This is a genomic window from Terrimonas rubra (assembly GCF_042686025.1).
In the GTDB taxonomy this organism is placed as follows: Bacteria; Bacteroidota; Bacteroidia; order Chitinophagales; family Chitinophagaceae; genus Terrimonas; species Terrimonas rubra.
In genome coordinates, this window is the sequence record NZ_JBHUOZ010000003.1 from 2,159,879 (window position 1) to 2,174,067 (window position 14,189).

At 43.1% G+C, this 14,189-nt stretch carries 10 protein-coding genes; 3 read left to right on the forward strand and 7 right to left on the reverse strand.

Annotation, left to right across the window (positions count from 1 at the left end; all coding sequences use genetic code 11):
- Positions 1-217: 217 nt before the first annotated feature.
- Positions 218-1,849, forward strand: coding sequence for an MFS transporter (locus ACFS6H_RS18345; RefSeq protein ID WP_386102480.1), 1,632 nt, complete (start codon positions 218-220; stop codon positions 1,847-1,849).
- 26 nt (positions 1,850-1,875) lie between these two features.
- Positions 1,876-2,838 (forward strand): ROK family protein, encoded by a 963-nt coding sequence (locus tag ACFS6H_RS18350; RefSeq protein ID WP_386102483.1) that lies wholly within the window; start codon positions 1,876-1,878, stop codon positions 2,836-2,838.
- Positions 2,839-2,957: 119 nt separating this feature from the next.
- On the opposite strand, the gene ACFS6H_RS18355 is transcribed toward ACFS6H_RS18350, so the two are convergent.
- Both ACFS6H_RS18355 and ACFS6H_RS18360 read right to left on the reverse strand, forming a co-directional pair.
- A complete protein-coding gene (locus ACFS6H_RS18355; RefSeq protein ID WP_386102486.1) occupies positions 2,958-3,743 on the reverse strand; it encodes an alpha/beta hydrolase in 786 nt (261 codons plus the stop codon).
- A gap of 101 nt (positions 3,744-3,844) precedes the next feature.
- Complete coding sequence (locus ACFS6H_RS18360; RefSeq protein WP_386102488.1) at positions 3,845-4,453, reverse strand: Crp/Fnr family transcriptional regulator; 609 nt, start codon at positions 4,451-4,453, stop codon at positions 3,845-3,847.
- Positions 4,454-4,691: 238 nt separating this feature from the next.
- Between ACFS6H_RS18360 and fbaA the strand changes: the two genes are divergently transcribed.
- A complete protein-coding gene (fbaA, locus tag ACFS6H_RS18365) occupies positions 4,692-5,759 on the forward strand; it encodes a class II fructose-bisphosphate aldolase (protein ID WP_386102491.1) in 1,068 nt (355 codons plus the stop codon).
- Positions 5,760-5,982: 223 nt separating this feature from the next.
- Here the strand turns inward: fbaA and ACFS6H_RS18370 are convergent, their stop codons facing one another.
- The 5 genes from ACFS6H_RS18370 to ACFS6H_RS18390 form a co-directional block, all read right to left on the reverse strand.
- A complete protein-coding gene (locus ACFS6H_RS18370) occupies positions 5,983-7,764 on the reverse strand; it encodes a DUF4983 domain-containing protein (RefSeq protein WP_386102493.1) in 1,782 nt (593 codons plus the stop codon).
- A gap of 32 nt (positions 7,765-7,796) precedes the next feature.
- Positions 7,797-9,794, reverse strand: coding sequence for a M60 family metallopeptidase (locus ACFS6H_RS18375; RefSeq protein WP_386102496.1), 1,998 nt, complete (start codon positions 9,792-9,794; stop codon positions 7,797-7,799).
- 32 nt (positions 9,795-9,826) lie between these two features.
- Complete coding sequence (locus tag ACFS6H_RS18380) at positions 9,827-11,644, reverse strand: LamG-like jellyroll fold domain-containing protein (RefSeq protein WP_386102499.1); 1,818 nt, start codon at positions 11,642-11,644, stop codon at positions 9,827-9,829.
- 77 nt (positions 11,645-11,721) lie between these two features.
- Positions 11,722-13,350, reverse strand: a complete 1,629-nt coding sequence (locus tag ACFS6H_RS18385; RefSeq protein WP_386102502.1) for a DUF5008 domain-containing protein — start codon at positions 13,348-13,350, stop codon at positions 11,722-11,724.
- 57 nt (positions 13,351-13,407) lie between these two features.
- A complete protein-coding gene (locus tag ACFS6H_RS18390; RefSeq protein ID WP_386102505.1) occupies positions 13,408-14,148 on the reverse strand; it encodes a hypothetical protein in 741 nt (246 codons plus the stop codon).
- Positions 14,149-14,189: the final 41 nt, after the last annotated feature.

The window sequence follows — 14,189 nt, forward strand, 5'->3', positions numbered from 1 at the left end:
ACTTATTAAAACAAAAAATGCCGGTCACAGGTTGAAAAAGGCGCCCCGGTAATCCCCCCAAAAAAATTACACAAACGTTTAACCTTAAACAGATTATAAATATGGTGGTTTTAATTTTCAAAATACCACTTTTTTATGAGCTAACTAAGAATTAAAATTTTTGGATAGCGTATTTCTGATTATTTTGGGGTCTTAATCTTTAAAATAGATACTTGCTATGAGTCAACAAACCAAATGGTCGCAGTTCGGCACCCTCATTATTGTATTTTTCTTCTGGGGTTTCGTTGCGGCCAGTAACAGTATTTTCATTCCTTTTTGTAAAAAATATTTCGACCTGGATCAGTTACAATCACAACTGATCGGCTCGGCATTCTACGGAGCTTATTTTTATGGCTCTTTGTTATTGTACCTGTTCTCTTATTTAAGTAATGTAGATATCCTGAACAAGATCGGGTATAAAAAAGGTATCATTTATGGATTGCTGATATCTGTTGTTGGTGCGGTATCGCTGGCACTCATCAGTACTTCAGCCAATCCCTCATTTGGTTTAATTCTCGTAGCATTCTTCATTATTGCCCTGGGCTTCTCTTTACAGCAAACAGCCGCCAATCCGTTTGCCATTGCACTGGGTTCACCGGAAACAGGCTCGCACCGTTTAAATATGGCGGGTGGTGTTAATTCATTCGGTACCTTACTTGGTCCTTTAGCGGTAAGTTTTATGCTTTTTGGTAGCGTAAGCGCTGCCAAAGAAGCCACGCTGGGAAATATTGAAACCGTATACTTTATTTTAGCAGGCCTGTTCACACTGGCGGCTATTATTTTCGCCTTCTCTAAATTACCCAAAGTAACGAGTGATGAAAAACTGGAAAGAAGTCCTAAAGCATTAGTGGTATTATTGATCATCGGCCTGGTTTTCCTGCCTATCCTATTTGCTGATGCTATTAAAACCAGTACCGGTATTCCCAAATCGGTTATCATTTATGCTTCATTAATCATCATCCTTGGTTTATTATTTGCCAGCATGTTCATGGCAAAAAAAGATAAAACCGGTTGGGGCGCTATGCAGTACCCGCAATTGGTATTGGGTATGATAGCCATTTTTGTATATGTAGGTGTAGAGGTTACCATTGACAATAACTTTGGCGCCCTGTTATTAAGACCCGAATTCGGTGGTTTTAATGAAGAGCATAACTCACACTTAATTGCCCTGTACTGGGGTAGTATGATGATCGGTCGCTGGACTGGCGCCGTAAGTGTGTTTAACCTGAGTAAGTCTACCAAAAGGCTGATGGTGATCATTGTACCTTTTGTTGCTTTTGGTATCATTTGCCTGGCCAACTATTTAAAAGGTAACCCGATCGAAGATTTTAAATACTACCCTATCTTCCTGTTATTCCTGGTTGGTGCTAATTTATATGCACAGGAAAAACCGGTAAAATTATTACTGACTGTATCATTACTGGCTATTGTTTTCGTGGTAGTGTCCTTATTCAGCACGGGTATGCTGGCGAACTATTGCCTTATTGCCTGCGGCTTATGCTGTTCGGTAATGTGGCCTGGTATCTTTACGCTTGCTATTGCAGGCATTGGCAAATACGCCAGCCAGGGTTCGGCTTTCTTAATTATGATGATATTGGGTGGCGCTATCATACCTCCGGCACAGGGCGCTTTAATTGACCTTGACCTGGGTACTGAAGTAAACGGAGTAACTACCGGTCCTTGGACCCACCTGTCTTATATTGTTCCGTTAATATGTTTTGCTTACATTGCATGGCACACCATCAGCAGTAAAAACGCACTGAAAAAACAGGGAATCGACTTTGACCAGCAGGTAGCTGGCGGTCACTAATTTTATTTTATTTTTTAATACAGCATATGTCACTTTTAGATCTATCGAACGAGCTGGCCATAGGCATTGATATCGGCGGCACCAATACCAAATACGGGTTAGTGAACCACCGGGGCGAAATACTGGCGCAGGGCGATATTCCAACCGACCGCAGCCCGGATGTAAATGAGTTCATCAATGACCTGCATACCGCTTTAACACCCATTCTTGCTGAGTTTAATGCCAAGATCAGGGGTATTGGCGTGGGAGCCCCCAATGGCAATTATTATACCGGCACTATAGAATACGCTCCTAACCTGCCCTGGAAAGGCATTATTCCCCTGGCCCAGCTAATTGGCGAAAAGTTTGGTGTGGACTGTACCCTCACCAACGATGCCAACGCCGCGGCTGTCGGTGAAATGATGTACGGTGCAGCACGTGGTATGAAGGATTTTATCATGATCACTTTAGGTACCGGCGTAGGCAGCGGCATTGTGGCCAATGGTCATTTAATATACGGCCATGATGGCTTTGCCGGTGAACTGGGCCATACCATCATCCGCCCGGGCGGCAGGTTACACTGGTCTACCGGCGCCGAAGGTTCGCTGGAAGCCTATTGTTCCGCCACCGGCATTACCCTTACAGCCAAAGAAATGCGCCAGAAATACAAGGACTCTTTACTGAACAATTATAAGGAAGAAGAGATCAACTCTAAAGTGGTGTACGAGTGTGCCGAAAAAGGCGATGAAGCAGCCAAGGAAACCTTCCGTTTTACCGGGCAGATACTGGGCGAAGCCCTGGCAAACTTTATCATGTTCTCCTCACCTGAAGCTATTGTATTATTTGGCGGGGTAATTAAAGCGGGCGATTATATTTTAAATCCTACCCGCGAATACATGGAGAAGAATTTATTACCCATTTTCCGTGATAAAGTGGCCCTGGTGTTCAGCGAACTGAAAGAAGCCGATGCCGCTATTTTGGGAGCGAGTGCACTGGCCTGGGAGAGTTAGTGAATATTGATGATTTAAGATTGTATAAAAACAAAGCCGTTGAAAAATTCCAACGGCTTTGTTTTTATAAACCCGCAGGACCTATAAGGTTTTAAAAACCTCATAGGTCCTGCGGCCCTTTACAACCCTTGAATCCAATTGTAAATATAAGTGGTGGTGTCCTGCCAGTCAGGTAATCCTACTACAAAGTGATTGTGGTTATCAAATTGTTTGAACTGGGTAATGGAGTTTTTATCGCTGTAACGTTTAAAGTTCCGTTTGTTTAAACTGGCCGGTATAATATTATCCTGGCCACCGGCTAAAAACAACAGGGGTGCATGGGGCTTTTTAAAATCAACTTTTGCCGCCAGGGTCAGCCCCCCCCTTGCCGCTCTTTTTGATTCGGGTATGGTGTTTTCATGATAAGCGGCCTGCTGTGCTTCCAGCGACATACCATTTACAAATGCGTATTGCCAGGTTTTAAAGGACATCAGGTAGGTTTTATTCAATGACGTGAACAATCCTAAAGAACGCCAGCCTGCTTTTAAAAAGCTGAACTCGTAAGGTATTACTCCAAAGGGAGGCACGGAATGCACTACTACGGCGGCTGCGGCCAGTCCGCGGTTCAATAATATCTGGGTAACCAGGCCACCGAATGAGTGGCCGATAATGATAGGCTTTTCTGGTAAGGTTTTAATCAGGTTCTCGTAAGTAGTTACAACATCTTTAATGGTAACACGGGCCAGGGCTGTATCGTTGGGTTTACGGTTACGCACTTCGGCAGCAGTACCTTCTTTATGTGGCCAGGCCGGTGCATAAGTGGTATAGCCTTTTGATTCGAAATAGTTTTGCCAGTTGCGCCAGCCTAAGTTAGTTACAAAAGCGCCTGTTACAAATACGATTGTTTTGGATTGAATTGTTTGCATGATTATTAGTTTTTGAGGTTTTTAAAGTTTTATGTTCCGATTTGATAACACAAAGCTCTATTGCAAAAACCGCAAAAACTTTAACCTGGGTTAAAATCAACTCAGCGCCCGGAAATTCTTTTCCTGATCCGGCTTAAGGAGGGGCCCTGTATACCCAGGTAGGAGGAAATATGGTATAAGGGTACGTTATTAAAAATATCGGGATGATCGTTCACCAGTTGTAAATACCTTTCTTCCGGCGAACGGAACAGGAAACCTTCGGTTCGCTGCATGGAAATACTAAAGGCCATTTCGGCGATGATACGCCCCAGCCTTTCCCATTGGTGCGACTGTTTATAGAGCGCCTGTAAATGGTTGATATGGATGTACAGCACCTGCGACACGGTCATGGACTGTGTAAAGTAATTACACGGCGCCTGGTGAATAAAGCTCTGGAACGATACCACCACCTGGTGCTGCGAAAAGAAGAAAACGTTTTTATCCTCCCCCGTTTTATCATCAATATAATAGGTCCGGAACACGCCCTGCAGAATAAAACCAAGGTGTTTACATACCTGGCGGTACTCATTGTAATACTCGTTCTTTTTAAAGGCTTTCAGTTCCCAGTGATCCTGCGATAAGGCAAAATGTTCGGCATCCACGCCGGCAACGGCCTGCAGGGTTTGCTGTAAAACAGTAATGGGATCGGGGGCTGTGGTGGTGAGGGTCATGCCATGAAATTACTGTATCCGGCAGATAAAGTAAACAGGTTACCAATATTTTCCGGCATCATAATCCTCTTTTTATTGTTTTTAATACAACTGTTTGTATATAAACCGGTATTTACAGAAAAAAATGCTGTAAAAAGTCCTTCCCGGGTGGTTTTGAGGAGTGTAACAGCTTAATTTTTCTTTTTTGCACGGGTATAGAATGTTAACTTAGCACCGCTAAAAAAACAAAATATTCAATATGAGTAAGTACAGAGCCGGGGTATTATTTGGCGACGAGCTGGAAGCCCTTTATAATGATGCTAAAGACAATCAATTTGCCTTACCTGCGGTTAACACCATTGGTACCAACACCATCAATGCCACTTTAGAAACAGCAGCAAAAGTAAACTCACCCGTTATCATACAGTTTTCCAACGGCGGTGCACAGTTCATTGCCGGTAAAGGCATGCCTAACGATAAATTACAGGGTAATATAGCCGGTGGTATTTCCGGTGCCTTACATATTCACAATGTAGCCAAACATTACGGCGTACCGGTAGTATTACATACGGATCATGCCGCTAAAAAATGGTTACCCTGGGTAAGCGGTTTAATTGATGCCGGCGAACAGTTTTTTAAAGAAAAAGGCCAGCCCCTGTTCAGCTCGCATATGCTCGACCTGAGCGAGGAGCCTATTGAAGAGAATATACACACTTCCGTTGAGTTCTTTAAACGCATGCAGCCATTAGGCATGGGTATTGAAATTGAGCTGGGTGTTACCGGCGGTGAGGAAGATGGTGTAGACAACAGCGATGTGGAAAATGATAAATTGTATACCCAGCCCGAGCATGTGGCTTATGCTTTTACCGAGCTTGGTAAAGTAGGTAAATTATTCACCGTAGCGGCCGCATTTGGTAATGTACATGGTGTATACAAACCGGGTAATGTTGAACTGCGTCCTGAAATTTTGCATAACAGCCAGCTGCATATTGAAAAAACCTTAGGCACAGGCCCCAAACCTGTTTATTTTGTATTCCACGGTGGCAGCGGCTCGCCCCAGCACCAGATCCGTGAAGCGATCGGTTATGGCGCTATCAAAATGAATATTGATACCGACCTGCAATGGGCTTTCTGGGAAGGTATTTTGAATAACTACCAAAAGAACGAAGCTTATTTACAGGGCCAGCTGGGTAATCCAGAAGGTGAAGACTCCCCTAACAAAAAATACTACGACCCCCGCGTATGGTTACGCAAAGGTGAAGAGAGCTTCAGCAAACGTTTGGAAGTAGCTTTTGAAGACCTTAATTGTATTAACCGTAATGCATAATTAGGTTAATAACTTATAATAAAAATGGCCGCTGTATAGCGGCCATTTTTATTTTTTTATTATCGCCAGAGGCGATAGAATAGTGTTGCGAAGCTGTAAGCTTCGCACAGCAGAGGATTACCTTCATCCAATACAAATGCCAGTTAAACATAGCCCGGATAAGAAAAAGCCCGAATGAAGATTCATCCGGGCTTACCAAAACTAGCTGCTTATAGAGAAAAGTTTATTTTACAAATTCGCTGTCATACAGTTCCAGCCAACCTGAACCGTCAAGGTTCCAGGTTTCCTTTACCGGTATCCGCAGCCAGTAGCACAACTGCCTGGTCACGTCTACCACCTTAGGTAAAAAAGTTACATCATTAGGTCCGGGTGCAGGCATTACACAGGGATTTTCTTCTACACCTGCCCATTTATAGTTACCCATCAGGCCAAAGGTATAGGCCTGGTTCTGGGGCCCTTTATTAGAAAAGCCCATGCCATACCCGTCATCACAAGGCCAGTAACCTATCAGGTTAGTATATTTAGGATGTTGGGTAATATCCTGTAAACACAGGTTACTTACAATCTCCTGGTCGGTTAAAGCTGTATTGAAAATGCGGATATCAGCTACATTGAAGGTAGGCGGTGCATAACCTGGATCGGTTCCCCAGCCAATACGTATGGGCTCAGTATTAGTAATGGTCTGATAGATTGCTCCTGATCTCAGTCTTACCCTGTCCAGCGGATCAGGGTTTCTTATACCATCGGTAAACCTTTTTACCCAGCGCTCCTGTATACCGGATACAACCGAGTCATAGATCACCACGGTTAAAGTATGCCATTTTTTGTCGTTTAACACAATCCCCGATACTGCTGTCTCAGGCCTTCTTTCCGTACCACCTACTCCTCTTATACTAAAGCCCCAGGTGGCACCACTGCTACCGGTGTAGAAAGACCATCCATCGCTTACAAATTGTTTCATTTTAGAGAAGAAATGCGGCCAGGATCCTGCCGCTGTAGATTGCCTGAATTTTAATTGTATGGTTTGTTGTCCTAAACCAATATTGAAGCGGCCATCACCATCGGCCATCTCTGCTTTAATGGTGGCTGCATCCCTTCCGCTTAACGCGGCAGAGTTAAAGCTGCTTGTTGTCAGTTCCTGTTTTTTAATATTTTCATTGTAATATAAGGTCAGTACATCCGTTTCCGCAGCAGTACCACCCCCATAACTATTACCCAGGCCACCGTGTGTGGACGTTACCACCACCAGCCATTCTTCTGTTTTATTATAATTAGGACGGGCTTTTAATGCGGTCATGATCTCCCCGATATAACCATCAATTGTAGTTACGGCTGCGCGGTAAGTAGCATTGCCGGCACTGAAGGCACCGGTTATGCCCGCTTTGCTTACACCATTAAAGTTAAGCACAATAATATCGGCATTCCGTTTGGTCAGTACACTGATAGCAGAATCCTTTACCACCTGGTCATTGCTTACCGCCATTGCATTGTTCAGCAGTTCACCGCCCAGTTTATTGGTCATATTGGCCCATGGTGAAATCAACACCGATGACAGGCTTGCCCTGGGTGTAGTAAGAATACGGGAGAAAATAGAAGGATAAGACGGTGGCTGCGCATCATGCGGGTCACTGCCGGCCGGGGCAGAATAAATGAAAGTACTGTCCTTGATCTTATGTTTACTATAAGACACACCAGATATCAGTGTTTTCCAGGTAGCCGCATCCGTGGTAACCGGCTCGGCCTTGGTTTTATAGCTGAACTTACTTTTTTCCAGTAACTGCTTAATGGTTGGCGGATCAATCGTTTTTACTTCTGTTCCTACTAATCCATCAATGGCAATGAGTAACAGCTTACGCTGGCTGTTTACACCGGATGAAGTATCCTCTTCAAAATAAGGAGGAGGATCAGCATATTTTTTACATCCGCCTGCAAAAAGAACTACCACAGCAACCGTACAAAGAATTGTAAAAGCTGAGAGCATCTTTTTATTAATCATCTTAATCATAACAATTTCATTATAGTTATAAAACATATATCTTAATATATTACACCAACCTCAGCCAATGCGGCAAAGTTTGTTCCGTCATAAACATCTGTACTGGCAGGAACAGTTGCCCGGAAATACCTGAATCTTTTGGTAGGTATCGGGAAATCCTGCTGGTTAGTAACTGACAAAAGTGAAAAAGTAGTAGGACTTGAAGGATTGGTACTGTTGGGTAACATCTCCCAGTTAGTTCCATCCATACTTACTTCTATTTTTATATTTCTGATATTCCTGGTTAAACTCTGACGTTGTGTAAAATAAAACCCATTAATATTAAATGGCAGCTTCATATCAATGGTAAAAAAGTGTGGCGGAGCTGCAGCTGGTGAGGATGACCAGTTAGAATGCCAGTAGGTTCCGGGGAACCCGTCCAGAATGGTGGCAATTGGTCCGTTATTGATACCGTTGGAGCTTCCTTCACCTGAAGTTTGTTCAGAACTGAATGCCGTAATTGACCAGTTTGTCCTGCTGTAAATATTCACCTCTGTATCACCACCCGTTCCCGTTAACGGATTGTATTTCCATAATTCTTTTGTATAATAAGGATAGCCTTTAGCACCTATTTTATTAGCGGAAACATTACTAATCTTAATGCCCCAGCGGTCAAAGAACAATGTCCAGTCCAGTTTAGTGGCATCACAGATGGTCTCATAGAAAAAGTCTCTTTTGTCCTGGTCGTTATTTGACTGGCGTATAGCCCTTCTGGCTGCCTGGTACATCTTCGTGATCAGTGAATCACCATTCGGATATTTAAACATGATCTGCAGGAAAGGAGTAAGACGGGCAAAAGGCGTATTGATATTCGCATCCGTACCATCAAAATCTTTTGTACCTGATGCATTGGCAAATGCTAAAGCCTTCGGTATATCAGTTGGTAAAGCGGGGTGAGCCTGGTTAAAATAACCCTGCAGTTTGGTTTCACGGCAGGCAAACAGGTTACAGGTTACTTCACCCAATGAACCCCAGCTCCAGTAACGTCCCTGCTGGTTATTATGTCCTATTTCATGCATAATACCCCAGGATATACCTCTTGAAATTCTTTGCTCATAATTAGTGATCTCGGAGAACCATTCATAGTCATTGGTAACCACTACCGGGTAACCCGAATGCCCGTACCCTACCGATGGTTTAATGTCCATCACAACACGCCAGGGTAATAAAGGCGACTGGTCTCTTGCATCAGCCGGGTTATCATTCAACCCTTCCCAGTCGTAGTAATTTCTTTTGATCACTTCATTCCACCTGTTCATTAAACGTACTACATCAGAGATAGGACGGTTTAAACAGTATTCACGCGGAACGGTGAAGATCACATATTTGGATCTCAGCTCCAGCCAGGGAATACAGCTGGCCTGTAACTGTGCATTCCAGTCAGCATGTGTCATACCGGACTCTAATACAAAGTCAGGCATTTTTAATACGTTGGTAAATGTTAAATTAACCGGGGTGCTGATAGGCCTGATAGCGGTAATATAAATAGGTCCGCCATATAGGTTCCGGTAATAATTACGTCCGGGAGCCAGTTGCGCCACAGTATACAAAAGTGCATCCCGGGGAGCATCTATCACACTGGCCAGGTTATCGGTCCATGCGCCGATCTGGATAGATAAAGAGTTGATACCAACCGGTACATCCACAATCAGCAATTCACCCGGAGCCACATATAAACCCGTGCTGAATAAAGGTTCGGGGGGCTTACTGATGCGTAATCCTTCTGTTACAAATGAGTAATTAAGGTTAAAAGTTTGCGTATAGTTTACCAGCCTTGGTTTTTCGGCGGCATTACAAACCAAACCGGGAAACACGCTGGCAGCTGCAAATTTAGATACATCAATAAACTTCAGTGATGTATCAACGGTGATATTCGGGTCAACTTCTCCTCCCCTGTCATACCCATCTTCAAAACTATACTTGTTTTTAATACACTGTGTAAAAAAAGCCACAGTAAATACCGTTAAAACAATACGTTGTAATAAAGAATATTTTTTCATTTCCGATGTTTTATAGTCAATTACTGTTTGTTCTATAAGTTGATATAGTTAGATATCCAGCTTCTTCCTTTCAGGTTATAGGTAGTGGTATTAATTCCCATCCACTGCATCACCTGTAAACTGATATCAATATTATTGGGTACAATTTTATAATAACCTTCATCGCCGGTAGGGCAAAGATTCTGGCTCACTTCATCGAATTTGGTCCATTGTACCGTTCCTCCGTTAGCCGAGTTAATCAATCCCACACGTCCGTTGCCCGATACATCAACAAAGGAGTTGGTAGCAGTATTTAACTTTGCTTTCACCGTTGACCAGTGACCGATTAAAGTAGCATAGTTAGGGTGATCGGGAGGTATCTGGTCAAAACAATCGTATTTATTAATAGTAGTAGGCAATACCCTCGATTTCCAGATACGCACATCCGTCATCTGCATGTCCACATAAGCTGTTGAAAACACCTCGGGGTTAAAGCCTAATGTTACCGGAGCTGTAGAGGTTATGCCTCCTGCTGAAGTTAAACTACCGCTGGCTGCCAGGTCACCGTCTTTATAAAACTCGGCTCTGAACACCGCACCATCGCGGTACATTACCATAGCGATGGTATGCCATAGGTCGTCATTGATCGATCCTGCTGAAGAGCCGCCTATCTGTATATTGGCAGTACCATTTGCAAGATATGCTGTAAAACCGTTACCGTTTTTGAATATAGACCAGCCTGCTGTACTACCGGTACGGGCCGTGGTTTTACTCAAAATCGGAGGGAAACTATAACTATAGTTACCACTTGAATTTTTATTGAATTTTACTTTTGCTTCTACGGTTAAAGCACCGTTTTCCACGTCAAATAAAGTTTGATTGGTTTCTCCTGGTTTATTCTGAATAATCACCCTGGTACCACCGGGTGCAGCAGTAGGAATACCATATAATCTTAAAGCGGAATCCTTAAAAGGCGAAAAGCCACGGCTGGAGATAGGTTTTGGCACAAATTGAGGAGCGAACTTAGGCTGGTACATAATGGTAAAAGTATTGCGCCATGAATCCCCGTAAGCCGACAGATCTGCGGGGATGGAAATAGTAGCCCCACCTTTGTTCGAAGTAATAATCACCAGCCAGTTCTCATGTTTGTAATTATCCCTCTTTTTTACCTGCTCTACCAAAGCACCGATATAAGTATCTACCTGTGTAATAGCATTCATATATTGCGCAGTCGTATTCTCAAAACCATAAGCTGCGCCTGCGATCGCCACACCATTATATTCAACAAATACAAGGGATGAAGTACCGGAGCCTAATTCCGTCATGGCAGCCGTATGTACCGCCGCATCAGTTGATAGTTCCTGCACCTGGGTAGCATCAGTCAGCAGGTTGGTTTTTAAAGCCGGGGAGCTGACAATAGCCGTTGTTTTTGCAGCAGGTTTTGCCGCTTTAATTCTTGACAGGAAAGTAGGATAAGCAGCCAGGTCATTACCTGAAAAGTCATTACTGGTTACCTTATGCTGGGCCGAAGTAGCTCCTGTTAAAATATTGGCCCACCCTGTAGCATCTGCTATCGGCGTACCCACATTATTGTATTCGGTCAGGGCATTCCACGAGTATATTGCATTATCGCTCAGGCTAACCATATTGGGAATATTGGCAGCACGTACCGCCTCGCCCCTGGCCCCGTTCACCACTACCAGCAAAACTTTACGCTCCATGGTACCGGTTAAGGTAGAATCTACAATGTCATTATCAGTAAGCTTATTAGGAAAGTCTTTATTACAGGAAAAGAAAAAAGCTACAGCCGAAAACGACATTAATCCTAAAAACAGCCTGTACATTTTTTTATGATTAATCGTATTTAACATATCAGCAATATTTGGTTGAATCTTATTTACAAAAATTATATTATTCTTTATTGTCTCTCCGCGTTATAACCTGTGCATTAAGGTTGTAGTTCCAGGAAAACGATACTCCTTACACTGGTATTATCGAAACGGGAAAACTGTCCTACCAGCACTACTCCTACATTATCCGAAGAAGACCTGGTTTCATACATTTTAATTACCGCCCCCTCAAAAGCACCCATATTATTATATCCAACCGCCAAAGAACCATCCGGGTTCAGCACGGCAATACCCGGCCTGCCTTTCCCGGCATAACGTTTAAAACTGCCGGTGATGATATAACGGCCATCATTTAAACGGCCACCAAAACTGATACGGCCACCTTCCAGGTTTCTTAAATTAAATGTATTATCAAATGAGCCGTCCGTATTTAATACGACAATACCATTTGCCGGCCGTCCGTTAAAATTGCGGAACTCCCCTACTACCACCAGTTTACCTGCAGTTTCATTATACGTTACTCCTGTTACAACACCATCAGCACCGCTTCCGGTATTGAACGCATTATTTAAAGAGCCATCACTTTCATTTACACAGGCAATACGGGATGCAGCAGTACCGTTATAGGTTGTAAATGAGCCCACGATCACTATACGGTTACCGGGTATTTGTACCGTTCCGCTGATACTGCCATTGGCAGCAGGTTTACCACGGTGCAAAACAAGATCGTAGTTAAAGGTTGAGTCAAGGGTACCATCAGCATTCATACGTACCAGGCCCGAAATATTCCTGATATCAATTAATTTATTATCGCGGGTAGACCTTTCATAGAAATAACTTACATAATTGCTAAAGTTTCCTACCGCTATATATTGGCCAGTACTGGTTACAAAGGTTTTTAATACCGTTCCCAATACACCACCGTTGAAACGGGCAACGGTATCTTTGCTGTCCTGCGGACGTAAAACCGGCTCCGGGTTCACTACATCAATGGAAACTGAATCCAGCGCCATCGTGCTAAGTAAAGTGGTAATACCGTTCATACCCTTCCGTGTATTATACTCGGAGAATGAACCTGAAACCAGGTAACTGGCCGTACCACTGCTCAACTTCGTAATACTGTTTAAAAAACCAGAAGAGGTACCCCTGGTAACAGCATCCTTGTACGTTCCGGTATTGGATATCTTAACCAGGTTAATGATAGGTTTGGCTGCAGTAGCTGCATTGCCGTAATTATCAAAAAGGCCTGCCAGGATATAGTCATTGCCATCCGGTAATATATCGGTGATAATACCGGTAGAGGAACCGGTCAATGCGCCTGTGTAACCATTAAAGGCCGGGTCTATCAATAATTTACCTCTCACTATAAAATCAGGTCCGAAAAAATATTTATCCTGGTATTTTATATACAAAGTGCTGGTTATAGCATCAGTGGGTACTTTAAAAGTTACCAGGCTATCTGCTACCGAAATCACCTGTGCCTCCAGCTCGCCCACATAAAATTTAAAATTGCCTTCTTTGCCTTTCAGTCCCCTTACTTTAACAGCTACTATGCTACCTTCACCCCCGCGTGAAGGGGAAGGCAGTCCGCTCAGGAATTTAATATCCTCAAAACTGGAAGGAGGATATACCGAGGTTTTTTCAATATCCTTGGAACAAGCCATCAACAGTCCCGCAACAGCAAGAAAAGTTAACAGGCCGGCGCTATATCGGTTTATACGTTTCATGAACATAATATCTTTTATTTCAAACTGATTTGCTATATCTTATTAAGAGGTATCTTATTAAGGATTACCGATACCATAATCCAATGCCATATTTACAAAGTCAACCAGGTTAAAGCCAAAATAATGCGGTTCAACATAAAACTGGTTCAACGTGGTTTCATACTCTGCAATTACATGTACAAAGCCATTATTTGTTTCTATATCACTGCTGGCCACCCTTCCGTTTAACCAGAAACCGCCCAGGTCGGTCTGTGAAACGGGATATGACAGTACCAGGTTCCTGTATCCGGCATATTGAATACCACTGGCATTACCATATTCCACACCAATATTCATAAACCGGCCGGTATAAGATTCAAAAGTCTGTCCCGGAAAAACGATCTTATTGGTTAAATCAACCTGCGGGTAATCCACCAATGATCTTTTTTCTTTAAAAATATAGTTACCCAAAGCCCAGCGCCATACTTCGGGTTTTATCTGGCTTAATTTTATTACTGTGTCACGGCCGGTACTGAACAACAGGTCATTCAGTTCCCTGATCGTTCTTTCAATACAAGGAGCAGAAGGCGCAAAGAAGGTCAGGTTCTCTGTTTCCAGTGCATTCTTAAAGCCAGCCAGGTTAATGATCTCTAATAAGGCTTTGTTGTTTACCGGTTTTGACTCCAGGTAAGCTACCGTATGACCATTGAACTTACGGTTGGTTATACCGCCATCCTCGTAATTACTTTTATTACAGCCCATCAACAGCAAGGCAGCTAAAGGAAACGATACCAATAAATATTTAAATACTTTTTTCATAAACAAAGGCCAATTTTTAATTGCTTATTACCCTTAATATT

Bases quoted from the DNA above. Each gene is read 5' to 3' on its own strand.
- ACFS6H_RS18345 (WP_386102480.1), top strand. From the start codon at position 218: ATGAGTCAACAAACCAAATGGTCGCAGTTCGGCACCCTCATTATTGTA.
- ACFS6H_RS18350 (WP_386102483.1), top strand. From the start codon at position 1,876: ATGTCACTTTTAGATCTATCGAACGAGCTGGCCATAGGCATTGATATC.
- ACFS6H_RS18355 (WP_386102486.1), bottom strand. From the start codon at position 3,743: ATGCAAACAATTCAATCCAAAACAATCGTATTTGTAACAGGCGCTTTT.
- ACFS6H_RS18360 (WP_386102488.1), bottom strand. From the start codon at position 4,453: ATGACCCTCACCACCACAGCCCCCGATCCCATTACTGTTTTACAGCAA.
- fbaA (WP_386102491.1), top strand. From the start codon at position 4,692: ATGAGTAAGTACAGAGCCGGGGTATTATTTGGCGACGAGCTGGAAGCC.
- ACFS6H_RS18370 (WP_386102493.1), bottom strand. From the start codon at position 7,764: ATGATTAAGATGATTAATAAAAAGATGCTCTCAGCTTTTACAATTCTT.
- ACFS6H_RS18375 (WP_386102496.1), bottom strand. From the start codon at position 9,794: ATGAAAAAATATTCTTTATTACAACGTATTGTTTTAACGGTATTTACT.
- ACFS6H_RS18380 (WP_386102499.1), bottom strand. From the start codon at position 11,644: ATGTTAAATACGATTAATCATAAAAAAATGTACAGGCTGTTTTTAGGA.
- ACFS6H_RS18385 (WP_386102502.1), bottom strand. From the start codon at position 13,350: ATGAAACGTATAAACCGATATAGCGCCGGCCTGTTAACTTTTCTTGCT.
- ACFS6H_RS18390 (WP_386102505.1), bottom strand. From the start codon at position 14,148: ATGAAAAAAGTATTTAAATATTTATTGGTATCGTTTCCTTTAGCTGCC.